Genomic DNA, 17,129 nt, shown 5'->3' on the forward strand with positions numbered 1-17,129 from the left:
CTCGCTGATGGATGAGTCTGGGTGAGTCCAGCCTAGCCATTGCCCAGCGACATCGGGAGTAACAAGATCGTCGCGAAACCTGGCACCGGCGGCGTGGTCCAGCGACGCGCCCGGCCAACGCCGAAAGATTGCACCCGGTCCGTCGTTGCCAGGCTTTCCAACGCCCGTTGCACTTGGCGCTGGCTGCTGCCCAACGCCAGGGCCAGCGCCGAACTCGCCCAGGCTTCGCCATCGGCGAGCAACGCCAGCAACGCAGCGTGTTTGTCCTCGACCGGCAGGGTGAGCAACGCGACGTCGGCGGCCACCAATGTAAAACCACGCGCAGTCGCGACGATCCGCGCCAGCGGCTGCAACGCCGAACGCAATCGCCCGATCTCCACCCGCAGGCGTGCGCGATGGGATTCGTCGCTCAGCTTCAAGCGAAACGCCTTGGCGATCAGCGCCTCTCGCGAGACATCTTCGGGCCACGCCTGGGCCAGCATTTGCAGCAGACTGAACAGCACCGGACGTGTCGCCAACGCCAGCGTCATCCCGGCGCCGCGCACGCTGTAGCGACAGGCATCGACCACCAGGGTGCTGGAAGCGAACAACGCCTGTACCTGCTCAAGCTTCACTGGTTGCGCTTGATCGCCCCTGCTCAGTCGCGCGGCCGGGGCTTCAAGGATCTGCCCGGCGTGTTCAATCTCGGCAGTGAGCGCCGGAATCCCGGCCTGCTGCGCCGCCAGCGCGGCCCGAACCAGCGCAGCCCGCGCCGTGTGCGCCTGCACCTGACGCAAGGCAATGCCCGCCGTCAGCAATTCGTGGACAGCCCGCAGCGCCGGCGCCAACGGCGCGGGGTCCAGTTCAGCGAGCAACGCCTGCGCCTCATCGAGTTGACCGATCAACAACAAGCGGCGGATCTGCAAATACCGGGCGTGCGATGCGTTCAGGTGATCGGCGTGATCGTGCAACACCCGTCGCGCCGCCTCCAGCGCCTGCACCGGCCAGCCCAAATCCCGCGTCGCCAACGCCACCTCAGCCTCGGCGACCACACAGCGCGCCCGGGACAACGGCTCATTGGCGCCGAACGCCTTGACCGCCCGCTGCAGCAACGCCTTGGCCCGGGGCAAATCACCAAGCTGGGCCATGGCAATGCCGCGCAGCGCCAACGCGGGCGGGTCTTCGCGCAGGGCGACGAGCTTAAGTGCGGACAGCGGATCCCCCGCCGCAAGCGCGCGGCCGGCGGCGTTGATCAATGAGTCCATGGTGAGTTCGACATGGCAGCGCTTTCCGCTATCAGATCCTGTGGGGAGTCTAATACCGAATGCGCTTTTAATTAGATGGCGGTGTTCTTTCTGGCCCTTGATCGAGGATTGCACCGCATTTGAGGCCCCGTGGTGGCTGAGCGGTACACCGTTGGCAATTCAGGTAATCTGCGGCAGCTGGAAAAGGAAAACAGTCAATCACGGAGTCGATTAATTGAAACGTCTTGCCTTCTATCTGCTGGTTCCTCTGTTTGCAGCCTGTAGCACGGGTCCTTACTTGAATCCGCAATCGGCTGTCGGTCAGAACGCATTGCTGATCAGAACATGCCCCGGCCCACACCAGGCCATGAGCTACAAGACCACGTCCGAGGAACTCGATTGGGTGCACCTGCTGGTTTACGCAGCGCTGCCGGGGACCCCGACCAGGCCGGACTTGCATCACAACACCGATACCGAATTACGGATGTACGCGTACCTGTATACACCACCCTATATGCGTAACCTGGACACCAAGGAAAAATGGGATGCTGCCTACAGCACTCCCCCACCGGCACTCTGGGTCAGCGCGGCCTCGCCCATGGCCACCGTGCAACTGGCCAATGGCAAATCCTATCAGGTCAGCATCGAACGCTTGAAAACCGGCTTCGACCCGCGTGAGCAATGGCTGGACCTGTATTCGGCCGGGACACCCTTGGGCAGCGGCGAGATGGACGATTTCATCCTGACGCTGCCGGAGCTCTTTCTGAATGGTGAGAAAATCCCGACAGCACCGATCCATTTCAAAAAACGTGAGGATCGTTACATGCCGGTACTCAACTGCTGATCGTCAGACCGGAGAAATTGTCGCGAGCATTCCGATCAGAATGGTCAACGCCAGAAACCCACCCAGGAAAATCGCCATCTTGTTCATGCTGCTCTCCTTAATGCTGAGCGTGCGGTGCACCGGGCGCTTCAGGATGAAGGACTGCCGCAAGTGACCGTACTGCAGGGGTATTTTGAGCGCCTGACTGAACCGGTAACAGAGGCAGATCCAGCATAAAAATACGGATCAGATGCCAAACTGATCCGCTCCCGCCATAGCACGGTATTCAGATCGCCACACAACGGTTCGTCCACAACCGCTTTGATCTAGAGTCATTGGCGTCGCGCAAACAACAACAAAAAGGAGTGAAACCATGTCCGACCTGAACCTGCACCCCAACGCCGCCGAGTCATTGAAGCGCTGGCACGAGATGATCCGCACCGGCAATCTCAAGCCCCTGCCCGAGCTGCTCGACCCCAACGCGGTGTTCCGCTCGCCCATGGCCCACACGCCTTACCCCGGCGCGCAGGTAGTGACGATGATCCTCAACACCGTGTTCGACGTGTTTGAGGACTTCAAATACCACCGTGAACTGGCAACTGCCGACGGTTTGAGTGTGGTTTTGGAGTTCAGCGCCAAAGTGGGGGCGAAAGAGCTGAAGGGGATCGACATGATTCGCTTTAACGAGCGCGGGAAGATTGTCGAATTCGAAGTGATGGTGCGGCCGCTGAGCGGGTTGCAGGCGTTGGGGGACGAGATGGGGCGCAAGCTTGGGGCGTATCTGGCGAGCGCAAAACCCAGGTAAACCCGAGGCACAAAAAAAGCCCACTGACCGTTACCGGTTCAGTGGGCTTTTGTGCGAATGGCGTCTAATTACAGAGCCATGTCACGTGCAGCATTTTCCTTCGGTGCTTCAGCTTTTTCAGCTGCAGGTGCCGCCGGAGCAGCCGCCTGACCAATTACCGGAGGCGTTGGCAGTTCGAGGATCTTGGCGGTGTACGCCCACTCTTGTGCCACTTTGGCCGGATCGTTGTTCAGCTGAGTGCCGTAGCTTGGAACGATCTGGTGCAGCTTGGCTTGCCACTCAGGGGTTGCGACTTTGTCTTTGAAGACTTTCTGCAACACGCTCAGCATGATCGGTGCAGCGGTCGACGCGCCTGGCGATGCGCCCAGCAGGCCGGCGATGGAGCCGTCTTGTGCAGCAACGATTTCGGTGCCCAGTTTCAGCACGCCGCCAGCGGCTTCATCACGCTTGATGATTTGCACGCGTTGGCCGGCTTGCCACAGGCGCCAGTCTTCGGCTTTGGCGTTCGGGAAGTATTCCTTCAGCGCGTTAAGACGGTCTTCATCCGACAGCATCAGTTGACCGGCCAGGTACTCGACCAGCGGGTATTCCTTGATGCCGACCTTGGTCATAGGCCAGATGTTGTGGGTGGTGGTGCTGGTCAGCAGGTCCAGGTACGAGCCTTCTTTGAGGAACTTGGTGCTGAAGGTCGCGAATGGGCCAAACAGGATAACGCGCTTGCCGTCCAGGACACGGGTGTCCAGGTGCGGAACCGACATCGGCGGTGCGCCAACCGAAGCTTTACCGTAAGCCTTGGCCAGGTGCTGCTCGGCGATGGCCGGGTTATCGGTCACCAGGAACGAGCCGCCTACCGGGAAGCCTGCGTATTCCTTGGCTTCAGGAATGCCCGACTTCTGCAGCAGGTGCAGAGCGCCGCCACCGGCGCCGATGAACACGAACTTGGCGTCGGTTTCGGTCTTGGTGCCGTCTTTCAGGTTTTTGTAGCTGACGCGCCAGGTGCCGTCGGCGTTCTTGGTGATGTCTTCGACTTCGCTCGACAGCTTCAGGTCGAAGTTAGGCTTGGTCTGCAGGTAACCGGCGAACTGGCGGGTGATTTCGCCGAAGTTCATGTCGGTACCCAGCGGACTCCAGGTGGCCGCGATTTTCTGGTTCGGGTCACGCCCTTCCATCATCAGCGGGACCCACTTCTTGATCACAGCCGGGTCTTCGGAGTACTGCATGCCGGCGAACAGCGGGCTCGCCTGCAGGGCTTCGTAGCGCTTTTTCAGGAACTTGATGTTGTCATCACCCCACACGAAGCTCATGTGCGGCGTGGTGTTGATGAACGAGCGAGGGTTCTTCAGAACACCTTGCTGAACCTGCCAAGCCCAGAACTGACGGGACACCTGGAACGCTTCGTTGATCTCGACAGCTTTCGGGATCGTCACGTTGCCTTTGTCGTCTTCCGGGGTGTAGTTCAGCTCGGCCAGCGCCGAGTGACCGGTACCGGCGTTGTTCCAGCCGTTGGAGCTTTCCAGGGCGACGCCATCGAGGCGCTCGACCATTTCCATCGACCAGCTCGGCTCCAGCTCATTGATCCACACACCCAGGGTGGTGCTCATGATGCCGCCGCCGATCAGCAGAACGTCGACTTTCTTCGCTTCTTCAGCATTGGCAGACGACATCCCCATCGCCAAAGCCAGCCCTAGCAAGGCTGTGTTCACTTTCTTAAACATCCGTTGCACCTATGATAAAACGCCTTCCGCCCGCCGCTGTTGTGGGTATGAGGGCCTTTTGTCGCGACACTCAGGCCAGGGTCGCGGGCACCTTCACACTGCAATTTTGACGGGTGGGCACACAAGGCCGACGTACCGCATCGACCTCAGTTAATGTCCCTTCTGAACTGACTTTTTATCATTATTGGCTTCAGCTACTTGAGCGACAGGGATTCCGTCAGCCTGCCAAACGGCAAGCAAACTGAATAAGGTCAAACCAAGTTGGCGCGAAGAATATCACGTCAGGGCAAACCCGCGCGTCTGTTCCCGACTTGAGAGTCTTTTTCCGCTCTGGGCGTTATCGGCCAATCCGGACTGAACATGACCCCGAAAGCTGTGGTGCCCGGGCTGGCCCCATCGCGAGCAGGTTCACGCCTGCATAACACTGCCAACCCCTGCACGCCTTCGCCTGCGCGCGATGGCGATAGTTCAAACACTCCCCACTACAACCGAAACCGATCCACCGACAACGCCAATGCCCCCGCCAGACTCGACAACTCATCCGTCGTATTGGCCGTCTGCCCGATCACCTTGCTGTTGCCCTCCGACATCCCGGCGATCATTCCCACCTGATGGGCTATTTCGTTGCTGGCCTGGCTCTGCTCGCCGATGGTGCGGGTGATGTCGTTGACCAGTTGCGTGGTGCTGAGAGTAGCGTCGAGGATTTCGCGAATCGCCCGTTCGACTTCGGCCGTGACCGCCATGCCCTTGTCGACCTGCGCCACACCCGCCTCCATGCTGCTGACCGCCTCGCGGGTGCTGTGCTGGATGCGCGCGACCATGGCGGCGATTTCCTGGGTTGAAGCGCTGGTGCGCGCAGCCAGGCTGCGTACCTCATCGGCCACCACCGCAAAGCCCCTGCCCTGCTCACCGGCCCGCGCCGCTTCGATGGCCGCGTTGAGCGCCAGCAGGTTGGTCTGATCGGCAATGCTCTTGATCACCTGAATGATGTTGAAAATGCCTTCGGATTCCTGATCCAGCGTGCGGATGACCTGCGCCGACTGCTGCGCCGAGCGGGCGATGTCGTCCATGTCGCTGACCACCTGATGGATCACCTGTCCGCCACTCTTGGCCAGCGACTCGGCCTGATTGGCCATGCCCAGCGCACGCTCGGCGTGGCGGGTGATGTCCTCGATGCTGGCAGTCATCTGGCTGGCGGCAGCGGCCATGGTGCCGGCGGCAGCGCTTTGCTGCTGACTGCTGTCGGCCACCTGATGGCAGCCGTGGCTCAACTGCTCGCTCATGCCGCTGACGCCATGGGCGTTGCGTCGCACCGCGTCGATCATGTCGCGCAGATCGCGCTGCATGGTCGCCAGGCTGCGGATCAGCGTGCTGGCCTCGTCCTTGCCGGCGGGTTCGCTGATCGCTTCGCTGAGGTTGCCGTGGGCAATGCTTTGAGCGATGTGGTTGGCGGACTTCAGCGGCCCCATGATGCTGCGGGTCACCCAGCGCCCTTGCGCCAACAACAGCAACAGGCTGGCGAGCAACACCGCACCGAGGGCGATGTTGGCGTTGCGAATGGCGCTTTCAGTGGCGTGACGGGTGTCGTGGGTATTGCTTTCGATCAGTTCGCTGAGCCCGGCCATCTGCGCTTCGAGTTGACTGAACGCGGCATTGAAAGTGCCTAGTTCCCGCTGGGCACTGTCCGGGTTGTCCAGTGCGAGGCCGACGATGCGCTCGGCCGCCTCGATGTAGGTGTCCAGGCTGGGCTTGATGTGTTCCAGCGCAGCCTTGATCGTCGGGTTGACCGGCAGTTTGAGGTTTGCCTCCAGCACCTCGCGAAAGTGCGTCGCGTGCTCGTTGATCGAATCCCGCACCTCGGCCGCCGTGCCGGTGCTTTTGCCCAGGCCCACCAGCATCGCCGAATACACGTCGGCGCGCAGCGCGTCGTGCATCATGTCGGCTTCCATGTGATTGCGCAGCGCGGTCATGCTCACCGCATTGTCGTCCACCGCGCCGGACATGCGCATATTCCCCACATAGCTGACCAGACTCACGATCAGCGCCGTCAGCAGGCTGGTTGCAATCAGCAACCGCAAACGCAATTTGATCGACACCGTGGGTTCCTCCCTGAGGCTCGCTGGAATGCGCCTGTCAGGATTTCAGTTAAGCCTATTTGCGCGAATGCGCCGCCCCAGAGCGTTTCAGCAAGTATCCGTGCGTGCGAATGGAACTCCGGCAAGCGGTTCACCTCTGAGATTATGTAGTCCTTCCTTTTTGCTTCGCGCTTGTGGAGGAACACCGTCATGCGCAAGTTAGTGCTTGTTTCTTCTCTCCTGCTGTGCCTCCCTGTCGGCTCGGCTCTGGCTCGTGTCGATGCCGGAGACGTCGCCACCTCGGCGGGTGTTTCCGCCTCGCTGTACTCGACCTTCAAGGATCACAAAATGGTGATTCCGGCACGCGACGACCTGTCAGCGTTTGTCGCCAGCGGCGGGGCCATCCGTGGGGTTTATCTTGAGTCGGTGTTGCAACAGGTACGCCACGACAACCCTGGTCTGAACGCCAGCGATGAAGACCTCGCCAATGCGATTCTGGTGCATTACGAAGGTCTGAATCAGTAGCTGCCAGGGATAACGCGGCCGATGGATGGCAGCTGAAGGCACATAGGCAAAACTGTCCGACGGCCTCTATGATGGAGGCCATGACGACTCTTGCGCCCGTTGTGCCTTTGCGCTCACCTTGCCCGCCCGGCGCCTGCGATTGCGGGCGCGAATCATTGCTGGAGACGCCCGGCACGGATCTGCGCATCCTGCGGCTGACCCGCGAGCAGGAAAAAATCCTCCTCGCTCGCCTGGAACAACTCAAGGATCTTGCCGACCTGCGGCATCTGCAAAACCGCATGTACGAGCAATTGGGCGTACGGGTGGAAGTCTCACCGGGCTTTCATGAAGTGCGCACGATGCTCGGTATCGACATACAGATCGAGGCGCTGCCGGGACTGTGCCGCAAGACACGCAAGTCGATTCCGGCAGCCATTCGCCGGGGCCTGACCAACCACCCCGAAATCGCCTTCGAACTGCTCAACGCACACGACTTGCTGCGCGACACCTGATCACTTTTTCATACCGACCCGCTTGCGCATCTCGGCGGTGATGCTCTGGCGGGTTTTCTTCAGGTCAGCCCACGGCGCATCGCCGACCTCGTTCAGGCGCTCATGGACGTTGCTGATGTTCCACTGATTGCCGCCCTTGATCTCGGCCACCTCTTCGCGAAACAACGGCACCGATACCGGCAACCCGTCGCGGGTGCGCGCCGCGTAGGCACAAATGGTAGTGGCGCCCAAGCCGTTGCGCAGGTAATCGATGAAGATCCGCCCTACGCGATTTTTCGGCCCGGACACTGCGGAAAACCGCTCTGGCAAAAGCTTCGCCATGTGACTGACGATCGCATGGCTGAAGTCTTTGACCTCATCCCAGCCATGCTTGCGGGTCAACGGCACCACCAGGTGAATGCCCTTGCCGCCGCTGGTCTTGAGAAACGCCTTGAGCCCCAGTTCATCGAGCACGGTCAGGGTCAGTGCGGTGGCTTCGACCATGCTTTTCCACGGCAGCGCAGGGTCCGGGTCAAGATCGAGGACAAAGCGATCTGGCTTGTCCAGATCGACTGTCGTGGCATTCCAGGTGTGCAACTCGACCGTACTCATCTGCACCGCGCCGATCAACGCTTCGGCGTTATTGATCAGCATTACCGGCTGGCCGGTGACGTCCTTGTCCAGCGTAGTGATGCCGGGAATCGCCAGGCGCTCGGCGTTTTTCTGGAAGAACAGTTCGCCGGCGATGCCGTCCGGCGCCCGCACCAATGCCACCGGACGGTCCTTGAGTTGCGGCAGGATCCACTCGGCGACGCTGGCGTAATACTCGGCCAGTTGCATCTTGGTGGTGCCGCTGACCGCATCGATCACCCGGTCGGGGTGGGTGATGCGCACCTTGCCGCTGGCGAGGCCAAGCTGCGACGGCGCAGCGTCGGATATCTTCGACGCTGCGGCTTTCGTTGATGCAGCGGCTTTTTTTGATGAGCTGGCTTTGGCTGGCGTCTTCACGGTTTTCGCGCGCTCCTCGGTTATCGCTTTGGCCGGTTTGTCATTGCGCAGACCATGGAACACGGCGTGACGCACCGAGCCTTCCTTGGTCATTTCGGCGAACGCCACTTCCGCCAGCAGGTTCGGCTTGAGCCAGTGCACGCCTTTGGCCTCGAAGCCACTTGGCGGATTGACCACTGGCGCCTTCTTCACCTGCAACGGCTTGAGTTGGGCGAGGATGCTTTTCAGCGTGGCGTCGTTAAACCCGGTGCCGACCTTGCCGGCGTAGCGCAACTCACCGCTGTCGCGATCATGCAAACCCAACAACAGCGCCCCGAAGGCACTGCGCGCGCCTTTCGGATCGGTGTAGCCGACGATCACGAATTCCTGCCGATGTTTGCACTTGAGCTTGATCCAGTCGCTGCTGCGCCGCGACACATAAGGCGAGCCGAGGCGTTTGCCGATCAACCCTTCCATCTGCATCTGGCAGGCGCTGTTGAGCAGCGCGTCCGGGGCTTCGTCGAAGGCTTCGGAAAAGCGCAGCAGGGGCTGCTCGTGCGCACCCAACACCGTGGACAGCGCCGCGCGACGCTCCTCGACCGGCACTTCGCGCAGGTCGACGCCGTTGAGATACGGCAAGTCGAACAGGTAATAGACAATGTGGCCGCTGCGCCCGGCTTCGAAGGCGTTTTGCAGCGCCTGAAAGTCCGGCACGCCTTGCTCGTCGGCCACCACCATTTCGCCGTCCAGCCACGCCGACTCCAGCCCCAGCGCGGCTAGCGCCTGCGCCTGTTGCGGCAGTTTGTGGGTCCAGTCGTGGCCGTTGCGGGTGAACAGCTGCACCTCGCCGTGATCGATGCGGGCCATGATCCGGTAACCGTCGAACTTGATCTCGTAACTCCACTGCCCTTCGGGTGCGCTGTCGACCAAGGTCGCCAGTTGCGGCTTGAGTTGTGCCGCAAGCTTGGCCTTGCGCGCACCGGTGAGCGTTCCGGACGCTGCCTTGCGCGGTTTGGCCGGGGCTTTTTTCAGCGGTTTGGCTTGCTCGGCGGCGAGCCTCGGTTTGCTGATCAGGGTCCGCTCGCTGAGCACGCTGTCCGGCTCTGCGCTGAGCACGTCGTAGTCGTCTTGCGGGCGGGCGGCGCTGTCCTGATGCTTGATCAGGAACCAGTTTTCCTTCTTGCCCGGCATATGCGTGCGCACCAGATTCCAGATACCGGACAACTTCTCGCCCTGCAGCTCGAACTTGAGTTTGCCCTTGGCGTAGGCCTTGGCCGGATCTTCCAGCGGAATCCACACGCCGCGATCCCAGACGATCACATCGCCAGCGCCGTAATGCCCCTCGGGAATACTGCCCTCGAACGTCGCGTAATCCAGCGGATGGTCCTCGACATGCACTGCCAGGCGCTTGACCTTGGGGTCGAGCGACGGCCCCTTGGGCACCGCCCAGCTCTTGAGCGCGCCATCGAGCTCCAAGCGGAAGTCGTAATGCAGGTGCGAAGCGTCGTGCTTCTGGATGCAGAACTGCAGGGCATGCTCAGTGGTCTTGTTGCGGCCACGGCGCTTGACGGCGGCGGGCTCTGACGTCGCCGAGAAATCGCGCATGCGGTTGTAGTCGTCGAGGTTCCTGTTCATGGCGCACCGGTCGCAGTGTGGCTCTGTTATGCAGAAGAGCGACGCGCCGCCGGAAAAATTCAATCGACGTAAAAAAGCCCCGGACGGATGGAACGCCCGAGGCTCGTACTTTCAAAGTTTTTCGAGGTCAGGCCGGACCTTTGGCCTGTTGTTCAAGATGCACCTGCAAATCCGGATCGATCCCCAAGGCAGCCGCCAGTTCATCCAGATAGCTGCGCTCGGCGTCCTGCTGGTCATCCACCAGGATCACACTGACCAGATACATCTCGGCAGCCATGGCCGGGTCACCTTTGGCAGCCTGCGCGACTTCGCTCGCATCCAGTGGTTTCGACACTTCGGCATCAAACCATTGCTGCAATTGCGGATCGTCAGTGTGTTTGCTGATTTCACCACTGATCATCTGCTGTTCGCGGTCATCGATCTGCCCGTCAGCCTTGGCCGCCGCAATCAGCGCGCGCAGCACCGCATGGCTGTGTTCCTCGACCTCTGGCCCGGCCAGCAGATCCGCCGTTTGCGGGATATGTTGTGGCGCGGCCGAGGCCTGACTGCGTTGCCAGGCCTGATACGCCTGGAACGCCATCATTCCCAGCGACGCCAGCGCCGCATAATTGGTGCCGCCGGAACGGCTTTGCGTACTCCCGCCGCCCAACGCGCCGCCGAGCGCACCGCCCAATCCACCCCCGCTACCGCCGCCGAGCAGGCCACCGAGCAAACCGCCCAGGCCGCCCAGCCCACCGGATGGCGCTGCGTTGGCGCCGCTGCCCGCACCGCCGCCCAACAGACCGCCGAGCAAACCGCCCAGCCCATCGAGACCACCGCCAGCGGAGGCTCCACTGGATTGTCCTGCCGAGGCCTGGCCCCGCAGCAGTTGTTCGAGCAAATCGCTGGTGTTCATGATCTCGTCCTCAGGCATTGGCGTTAACTGCGTCAGGCAACGATAGACCGCTACAGCCATCGCGCCAACACCATTTGACTGACGCCAGTCGCAGACGGCGGATTTCGCCGAGGTATTTTTTGTGCGGCCAGCTAAGATTCAAAGGAGGTGAACCTTATCCCGGCCAAACCGGTCGATAGCTGCAACCCCGACCCGGTTTGCCGGCACCCTTTGCCCGAGGGTGATAACCGGCTTGCTTCATTTATCTGGAGAACGCCCCCGTGATATCGACCGTACACATCGCCAGGCTCAAAGCATGGGGCGCCCATGGTTTTACCGCGACCGGCGTGGTCACTGCATTTCTGGCAACCCTCGCGCTGCTGGAAAACCAGCCGACCCACTGCCTGATGTGGCTGGGCGTGGCGTTGATCGTCGACGGTCTCGACGGGGCGCTGGCACGCAAGGTCAATGTGCAATCGGTGCTGCCGAGTTTCGACGGATCGATCCTCGATCTGGTGATCGACTACCTGACCTACGTGTTCATCCCGGCGCTGTTCATCTACCGTTATATTCCCCTGCCCGACTACACCTTGCTGCTGACCGTGTCGCTGATTCTGGTGTCGTCGCTGTTCTGTTTCTGCAACGTCAACATGAAGAGCAAGGACAACTACTTCGTCGGCTTCCCCGCCGCGTGGAACGTGGTTGCCCTGTGCCTTTACATCATCGGCCCGGGGCCTTGGATCACCTTGTTGACGGTGATCGGTCTGGCGCTGCTGACCGTCACCCGAATGAAATTCCTCCACCCGTTCCGGGTACGCCGGTTCATGCCGATCAACATCGCCGTGACGGCGATCTGGCTGCTGTGCAGCCTGTCACTGGTGCTCAACCACCCGGTGATCAATTCGCTGGTAATGGGCCTGTGGCTGCTGATGTCGGCGTACTTTCTGGGCATCTGTATCTGGCGCACGGCGCTGGAATGGTTTGATCGGCCGCAGGTGAAATAGGCCAGTCCAGCCAGACACCATCCCCTGCAGGAGCGGGCTTGCTCGCGAATGCGCTGGGTCATTGGAAAGAACTACTGACTGAACAGACGCTTTCGCGAGCAAGCCCGCTCCCACAGGGGTTTGTCATTGTTCTGAACATTCAGCGTCTGGTGATGACCACCTCCAGATACTCGCTCGGCACCACCAGCGAGCCTTCCCCCGCCCGGTTCGAGCGGTTGAGCAGATCCGCCAGATCATTCTCCAGCGCTTGCCCGCTTTCCGGTGGCAACGCCGCGAACGCCTTGTGCACTGGCCCGTACCAGTGGCGGAAAATGTCGATGAAGTGCGCCGCCGAGCGATAGCGAAAGTTGAAGGTACGGCGCGTGATCTGCAGCAGGAACTCACGGTCGCCAAAGTGGCTGTGCAACCAGGCTTCGGTGCCCCAGTTAGATGGCGGCAAAGCCACGGCGGGCGGCGGCACGTGGCGACCGAGCACCTTGAACATCTGCCCGACGAAACCCTCCGGCGTCCAGTTCGCCAGGCCAATCCGCCCGCCCCGCCGACAGACCCGCGCCAGTTCCGCCGCTGCGGCGGCCTGATCCGGGGCAAACATCACGCCGAAAGTCGAGAGCACCGCGTCGTAACTCTCATCGGCAAACGGCAACGCTTCGGCATCGGCAACCTGAAAGGTCACGTCCAGGTGCTCGGCCCGTGCCCGGTCCTGGCCACGTTCCAGCAGCGCCGCCACATAGTCGGTGGACGTCACCAGACAACCACGCCGCGCCGCCGCCAAGGTGGCGTTGCCATTGCCGGCCGCGACATCCAGCACCTCTTCGTCGCAGCGCAGGTCGCAAGCTTCGGCAAGGTGTTCGCCGACGATTTGCAGGGTGGTGCCGATCACCGCGTAGTCGCCGCTGGCCCAGGCAACTTTCTGGCGCTCCTTGAGGCCCGTCAGATCAATGGGGGTGCTCATCAATCACGCTCCGCTACAGTCGGGTTGACCTCATTCAGCCGTGGTCGGGTCGATGACCGTCATAACCCGCGCCACACTGTTGGCCGGGAAACCGCCAAGCCTGGCGTGCTCGCGCACTTGCTCCTCATCAGGCGCGATGTACACGCAATAGATCTTGTCGGCGGTGACATAGCTGTGCAACCACTGCACTTGCGGCCCGAGTTCGCGCAACACCTGGCAGGAGGTTTGCGACACGGCTTTGAGTTCTTGCTCCGACAGCGTCCCGGCCCCTGGAATCTCGCGTTCAATCACGAATTTCGGCATGGCAACCTCGCGTCTTTTTATCGGTGACAGGGCCGGCAGTGGCCCTGTTTCCCACTATCGCGCCGAGGGTCGTCGGCGTCCCCTCCAATCGTCCGAAGAGCCGGTAAAACAAGGGCCGGGCCGATGAATGGCGGGATTTTGTAAAGCCCTCGAAACACTCTCGGGATTGCCATTGCACGGGGCAATCGGCTCTTATGCCTTCCCGTCTTCCGAGAATGGATTCCCGACATGTCCTTGCGCCTCGAATGGCTCGTCGATCACCTGCAGCACAGCGACACCTACGCCGAGTGGATCCACTGCCAGTTCGCCTACGAATATGCTCAGCAACCCTTGACCGAATGGCAACGCGAGTTCGCCGCAGGCCAGAGCAACGGCGACTGGCCGTGCCTGATTGCGCTGGATGGCGACCGACTGCTCGGCGGCGCGGCACTGGCCCGGGCGGATCTGGCCCTGCGCCCGGATCTCGGCCCGTGGCTGGCGTGCGTGTTTGTCAGCCCGCAGGCGCGGGGCCAGGGCCTGGCGGAACGTTTGATCGAAGGTATCAGTCAGGCTGCGAAGCAGCGTGGCTTCGCGCGGTTCTATCTGCACACGCAGAACAAACAGGATTACTACGCCAAGCGTGGGTGGACGTTGCTGGAGCGCTTCCGCGCTTGGGACAACGACCAATGGCTCATGGTCCGCGACCTGTGAGCCATTGATGTGTGCGGCCAGCGCCTGCCGATGCACAGCGGGACGGAGCACCACATATCCCCTGTGGGAGCGGGCTTGCTCGCGAAGGCGGTGGATCAGTCAATCCATCGGGGGCTGACACACCGCTTTCGCGAGCAAGCCCGCTCCCACATTGGGTTTGCGGTGTTCACAAAGCCTGCATCTCGCCCCAGCCCGACTAGACTGACTTATTACCCAGTCGAGGGGGAATGCAGGACGACGTCAGCTGTGCCCTGCCCACTTCTGTGACCACTGCCCTGCGGCCCATGCCTCGACAACGTTTTGCCACCGGACGGTGATCCTGTATCAGGAGCACTCATGATGGACGAATCAAGGCTCAACGCATTCATGGGCAAACTGGTCAACGACATGGGCGGTGCCGCGATGCTGGCAAACGTCATCGTTGGCGAAGAACTCGGGCTGTACCGGGCGATGGCCGACAGTCAGCTAATCACCCCGCAGGCCCTTGCCGAAAAAACCACCTGCAACCCACGACTGGTGCACGAATGGCTCAGCGCGCATGCCGCGTCCGGCTACATGGAACATCACGATGGCCAGTTTCGCCTGCCGGAGGAACAGGCGTTGGCGCTGGCCGTCGAGGACTCGCCGGTGTACGTGGCCGGCGGGCTCGGCGTGGTGGCGTCGTTTTTCCACGACAAGGACAAACTGGTCAAGGCCATGCGCGGCAACGGCGCCCTGCCCTGGGGCGATCATCACCCCTGCATGTTCACCGGTACCGAACGCTTCTTTCGTCCCGGTTACAAAGGTCACTTGATCGCTGAATGGCTGCCGGCGCTGGACGGCGTGGTAGCCAAACTCGAAGACGGCGCCAAAGTCGCCGACATCGGCTGCGGCCACGGCGCCTCGACGGTGATCATGGCCCAGGCGTTTCCCAACTCGCGCTTCGTCGGCTTCGATTACCACGCGCCGTCGATCACCGTCGCCACTCAGCGCGCCGAAGAAGGCGGGGTCAGCAGCCGGGCGAAATTCTTCCAGAACACCGCCAAAAGCTACCCCGGCGGCGACTATGACCTGATCTGCTATTTCGACTGCCTGCACGACATGGGCGACCCGGTCGGCGCCGCCCGGCATGCCTACGAGTCGTTGAAGGACGACGGCACGGTGCTGTTGGTCGAGCCGTTTGCCAACGATACGCTGGACGACAACATCAACCCGGTCGGACGACTGTTTTACGCAGCCTCGACCTTTATCTGCACGCCGAACTCGCTGTCGCAGGAAGTCGGCCTCGGTCTCGGTGCACAGGCCGGTGAAATGCGTTTGCGCAAAGTGTTCAACGAGGCCGGATTCAAACAGTTCCGCCGGGCGACGCAAACGCCGTTCAATCTGATCTTGGAGGCGCGCAAGTAAGAGCTGAGTCAATCCCGGGCAAGTTGTTTGCCCGGGAACAACGAACCCGGGCTATTGGTCGCCGGGGATGTAGCCGTTGATGAACCAATGGAACTTGCATTTGAACAATGCGGCTTCGAGGATGACGTCTCCCTTCTCAGTTTTCAGCGTTTCAAGAACGGCCTCTGGAAGCGGCAATTTACCAGCTTTAAAAAGCAACGCTGGAACGCCAAGCGAATAACCCAACCGCCCTTTGCTCTGCCCATCACTCTCGATCTGCTTCCAGTCCGTCGAGCCTGAACTACGTGTAAATACAAAATTATTTCGCTGGGTAAACTCGATAATCGTCGCCACATCAGAAGACCTTGCGTTGACTTGGTCATTAATGTGCCAAAAAAGACGGTCCGCCAATTCGTCTGTCATTGGCGCAGCTTGCACAGCATCATCTTCGCGATGAAATCCTTTGGAATAAGGCGATGGTGCGCCCATCAACAAATCCAGCTTGCCGCGGGAATCATGCAACCCGTCACTGACCATCCGCTTGTTAAGTTGTCCACCGGCTCCTGAACAACCGTCAAATGGCTTCAAAACACTGATATCAACGAGGTCATCGGGACAGAAGCCTGAACACGGTGTCTTGAGCCCCATCTTCTCGATAATGTTGATTGCGACCTTTGACACATGAGGCCCGGCACCGGAATCGTAGGAGTCTCCAAGATCAGAATGTGCACCTGGCAGGCGAACTGTGAAAATTCGCTTTTTGATCCCATAGACCTTAAGGCCGTTGGTATACCTTTCGTAGTCAGGGTCAGCATCAATGACGGGAGGAAAAAGGGCACGGGTTTCATTTTTTGCCACTAGGTTCAAGGCAAACTCCACATTCGGAGGCAACGTCAGCTCCAGAATGCCATGTTGCCCGGTGGCTACAGTTTCGATAAGGATCGCCGACGACCACACAGGGGCTGAGGTACCCAATGTGCTCTGAGTGGACGCCTGGTAAACCTTGTTCAAAAAGTGTCGGGCTGTAGCGGCTCCTCGACTGAAACCGATCACCAGCACCTTGACCTCTGTTGCCTGTGGGTTTTCTGCGATAAATCGTTTCAATTGCGCGAAAGCGTCATCGGCTGTGGCACTAGAACTACGTCCAAACGCCTGATCGAGCAGGCACCAATAGCTGTCGGCACAGCCTGGCCCACGAAGGTACGCCTTTCGAACCATCGATCCAGGATATCTGGGCGGTTTGTCAACCTGGTTGCCTTCTATCCTGTCGAACAACTGAGCTACAACAGTCTTCGTCTCACCAGGAGGAACCTGCTCCCGATCATTATTGGTACCGTCGAAATTCATCACAAATACGATGGTTCCGGGCTTTCGATCATTCAGAAATGGAATCGAAAAGCCGAAGTCACTCGTGACAAAAAAGTGAGTTAACTCATTCATTGATAGCTGACTGATGGGAACTTCACGGTTTCCGGAAAAAAATCCGCTACAACCGCTCAAGCAGCACAACATGCACCAGACACTAAAAAAGCGTGCTATCGATGAAATATATTTATAAGGCACTGAACCGTCCATGATCGATAAATGAAATGGTGCACGCGCGCGATCAACAGGCCAATCACGCTGTATTCTTGCGCTTTGCATATCGGCGTTAGACTGACAAAGTTTAGAAGCTGGCGGGCG

Annotated in this window: 15 protein-coding genes; 7 read left to right on the forward strand and 8 right to left on the reverse strand. The window is 60.4% G+C overall.

Annotation, left to right across the window (positions count from 1 at the left end):
- Positions 1-32 precede the first annotated feature (32 nt).
- A complete protein-coding gene (locus tag AC0J41_RS15435) occupies positions 33-1,244 on the reverse strand; it encodes a helix-turn-helix domain-containing protein (protein WP_473012929.1) in 1,212 nt (403 codons plus the stop codon).
- A gap of 346 nt (positions 1,245-1,590) precedes the next feature.
- Here AC0J41_RS15435 and AC0J41_RS15440 point away from each other — a divergent pair, with 346 nt between their 5' ends.
- Both AC0J41_RS15440 and AC0J41_RS15445 read left to right on the forward strand, forming a co-directional pair.
- Positions 1,591-2,067 carry a hypothetical protein gene (locus tag AC0J41_RS15440; protein WP_473012930.1) on the forward strand — a complete coding sequence of 159 codons (477 nt, stop codon included), beginning with the start codon at positions 1,591-1,593 and terminating at the stop codon, positions 2,065-2,067.
- Positions 2,068-2,419: 352 nt separating this feature from the next.
- A complete protein-coding gene (locus tag AC0J41_RS15445; protein WP_473012931.1) occupies positions 2,420-2,851 on the forward strand; it encodes a nuclear transport factor 2 family protein in 432 nt (143 codons plus the stop codon).
- Positions 2,852-2,919: 68 nt separating this feature from the next.
- Here AC0J41_RS15445 and mqo read toward each other — a convergent pair whose 3' ends face one another.
- Together mqo and AC0J41_RS15455 are read right to left on the reverse strand one after the other, a co-directional pair.
- A complete protein-coding gene (mqo, locus tag AC0J41_RS15450; protein ID WP_025111288.1) occupies positions 2,920-4,566 on the reverse strand; it encodes a malate dehydrogenase (quinone) in 1,647 nt (548 codons plus the stop codon).
- Positions 4,567-5,048: 482 nt separating this feature from the next.
- On the reverse strand, positions 5,049-6,662 hold the full coding sequence (locus tag AC0J41_RS15455; protein ID WP_473012932.1) for a methyl-accepting chemotaxis protein: 1,614 nt from the start codon (positions 6,660-6,662) through the stop codon (positions 5,049-5,051).
- Positions 6,663-6,851: 189 nt separating this feature from the next.
- On the opposite strand from AC0J41_RS15455, the gene AC0J41_RS15460 reads away from it, so the two are divergent.
- Both AC0J41_RS15460 and AC0J41_RS15465 read left to right on the forward strand, forming a co-directional pair.
- Positions 6,852-7,166 (forward strand): DUF2388 domain-containing protein, encoded by a 315-nt coding sequence (locus tag AC0J41_RS15460; protein ID WP_025111286.1) that lies wholly within the window; start codon positions 6,852-6,854, stop codon positions 7,164-7,166.
- A gap of 68 nt (positions 7,167-7,234) precedes the next feature.
- Positions 7,235-7,657, forward strand: a complete 423-nt coding sequence (locus AC0J41_RS15465) for a hypothetical protein (RefSeq protein ID WP_473012933.1) — start codon at positions 7,235-7,237, stop codon at positions 7,655-7,657.
- Here the strand turns inward: AC0J41_RS15465 and ligD are convergent, their stop codons facing one another.
- Entirely contained in the window at positions 7,658-10,258 is a 2,601-nt protein-coding gene (gene ligD, locus AC0J41_RS15470) for a DNA ligase D (protein WP_473012934.1), read from the reverse strand. It lies immediately after the preceding gene.
- A gap of 127 nt (positions 10,259-10,385) precedes the next feature.
- A complete protein-coding gene (locus AC0J41_RS15475) occupies positions 10,386-11,153 on the reverse strand; it encodes a tellurite resistance TerB family protein (protein WP_473012935.1) in 768 nt (255 codons plus the stop codon).
- A gap of 260 nt (positions 11,154-11,413) precedes the next feature.
- On the opposite strand from AC0J41_RS15475, the gene pcsA reads away from it, so the two are divergent.
- Positions 11,414-12,136: a phosphatidylcholine synthase gene (pcsA, locus tag AC0J41_RS15480; protein ID WP_473012936.1), complete on the forward strand. Its 723-nt coding sequence runs from the start codon at positions 11,414-11,416 to the stop codon at positions 12,134-12,136.
- 139 nt (positions 12,137-12,275) lie between these two features.
- Here the strand turns inward: pcsA and AC0J41_RS15485 are convergent, their stop codons facing one another.
- The gene (locus AC0J41_RS15485) at positions 12,276-13,088 is read right to left on the reverse strand and encodes a class I SAM-dependent methyltransferase (protein WP_473012937.1); all 813 of its coding nucleotides are present in this window, start codon (positions 13,086-13,088) and stop codon (positions 12,276-12,278) included.
- A 30-nt stretch (positions 13,089-13,118) separates the two neighbouring features.
- Complete coding sequence (locus AC0J41_RS15490; protein ID WP_025111280.1) at positions 13,119-13,391, reverse strand: DUF4242 domain-containing protein; 273 nt, start codon at positions 13,389-13,391, stop codon at positions 13,119-13,121.
- A gap of 228 nt (positions 13,392-13,619) precedes the next feature.
- Here AC0J41_RS15490 and AC0J41_RS15495 point away from each other — a divergent pair, with 228 nt between their 5' ends.
- Together AC0J41_RS15495 and AC0J41_RS15500 are read left to right on the forward strand one after the other, a co-directional pair.
- Positions 13,620-14,081, forward strand: coding sequence for a GNAT family N-acetyltransferase (locus AC0J41_RS15495; protein ID WP_473012938.1), 462 nt, complete (start codon positions 13,620-13,622; stop codon positions 14,079-14,081).
- A gap of 339 nt (positions 14,082-14,420) precedes the next feature.
- Complete coding sequence (locus AC0J41_RS15500; RefSeq protein ID WP_473016010.1) at positions 14,421-15,467, forward strand: class I SAM-dependent methyltransferase; 1,047 nt, start codon at positions 14,421-14,423, stop codon at positions 15,465-15,467.
- A gap of 51 nt (positions 15,468-15,518) precedes the next feature.
- On the opposite strand, the gene AC0J41_RS15505 is transcribed toward AC0J41_RS15500, so the two are convergent.
- Positions 15,519-17,009 carry a phospholipase effector Tle1 domain-containing protein gene (locus AC0J41_RS15505; RefSeq protein ID WP_473012939.1) on the reverse strand — a complete coding sequence of 497 codons (1,491 nt, stop codon included), beginning with the start codon at positions 17,007-17,009 and terminating at the stop codon, positions 15,519-15,521.
- Between the last annotated feature and the right edge of the window lie 120 nt (positions 17,010-17,129).

Source organism: Pseudomonas sp. Arb-4-2C, assembly GCF_055755015.1.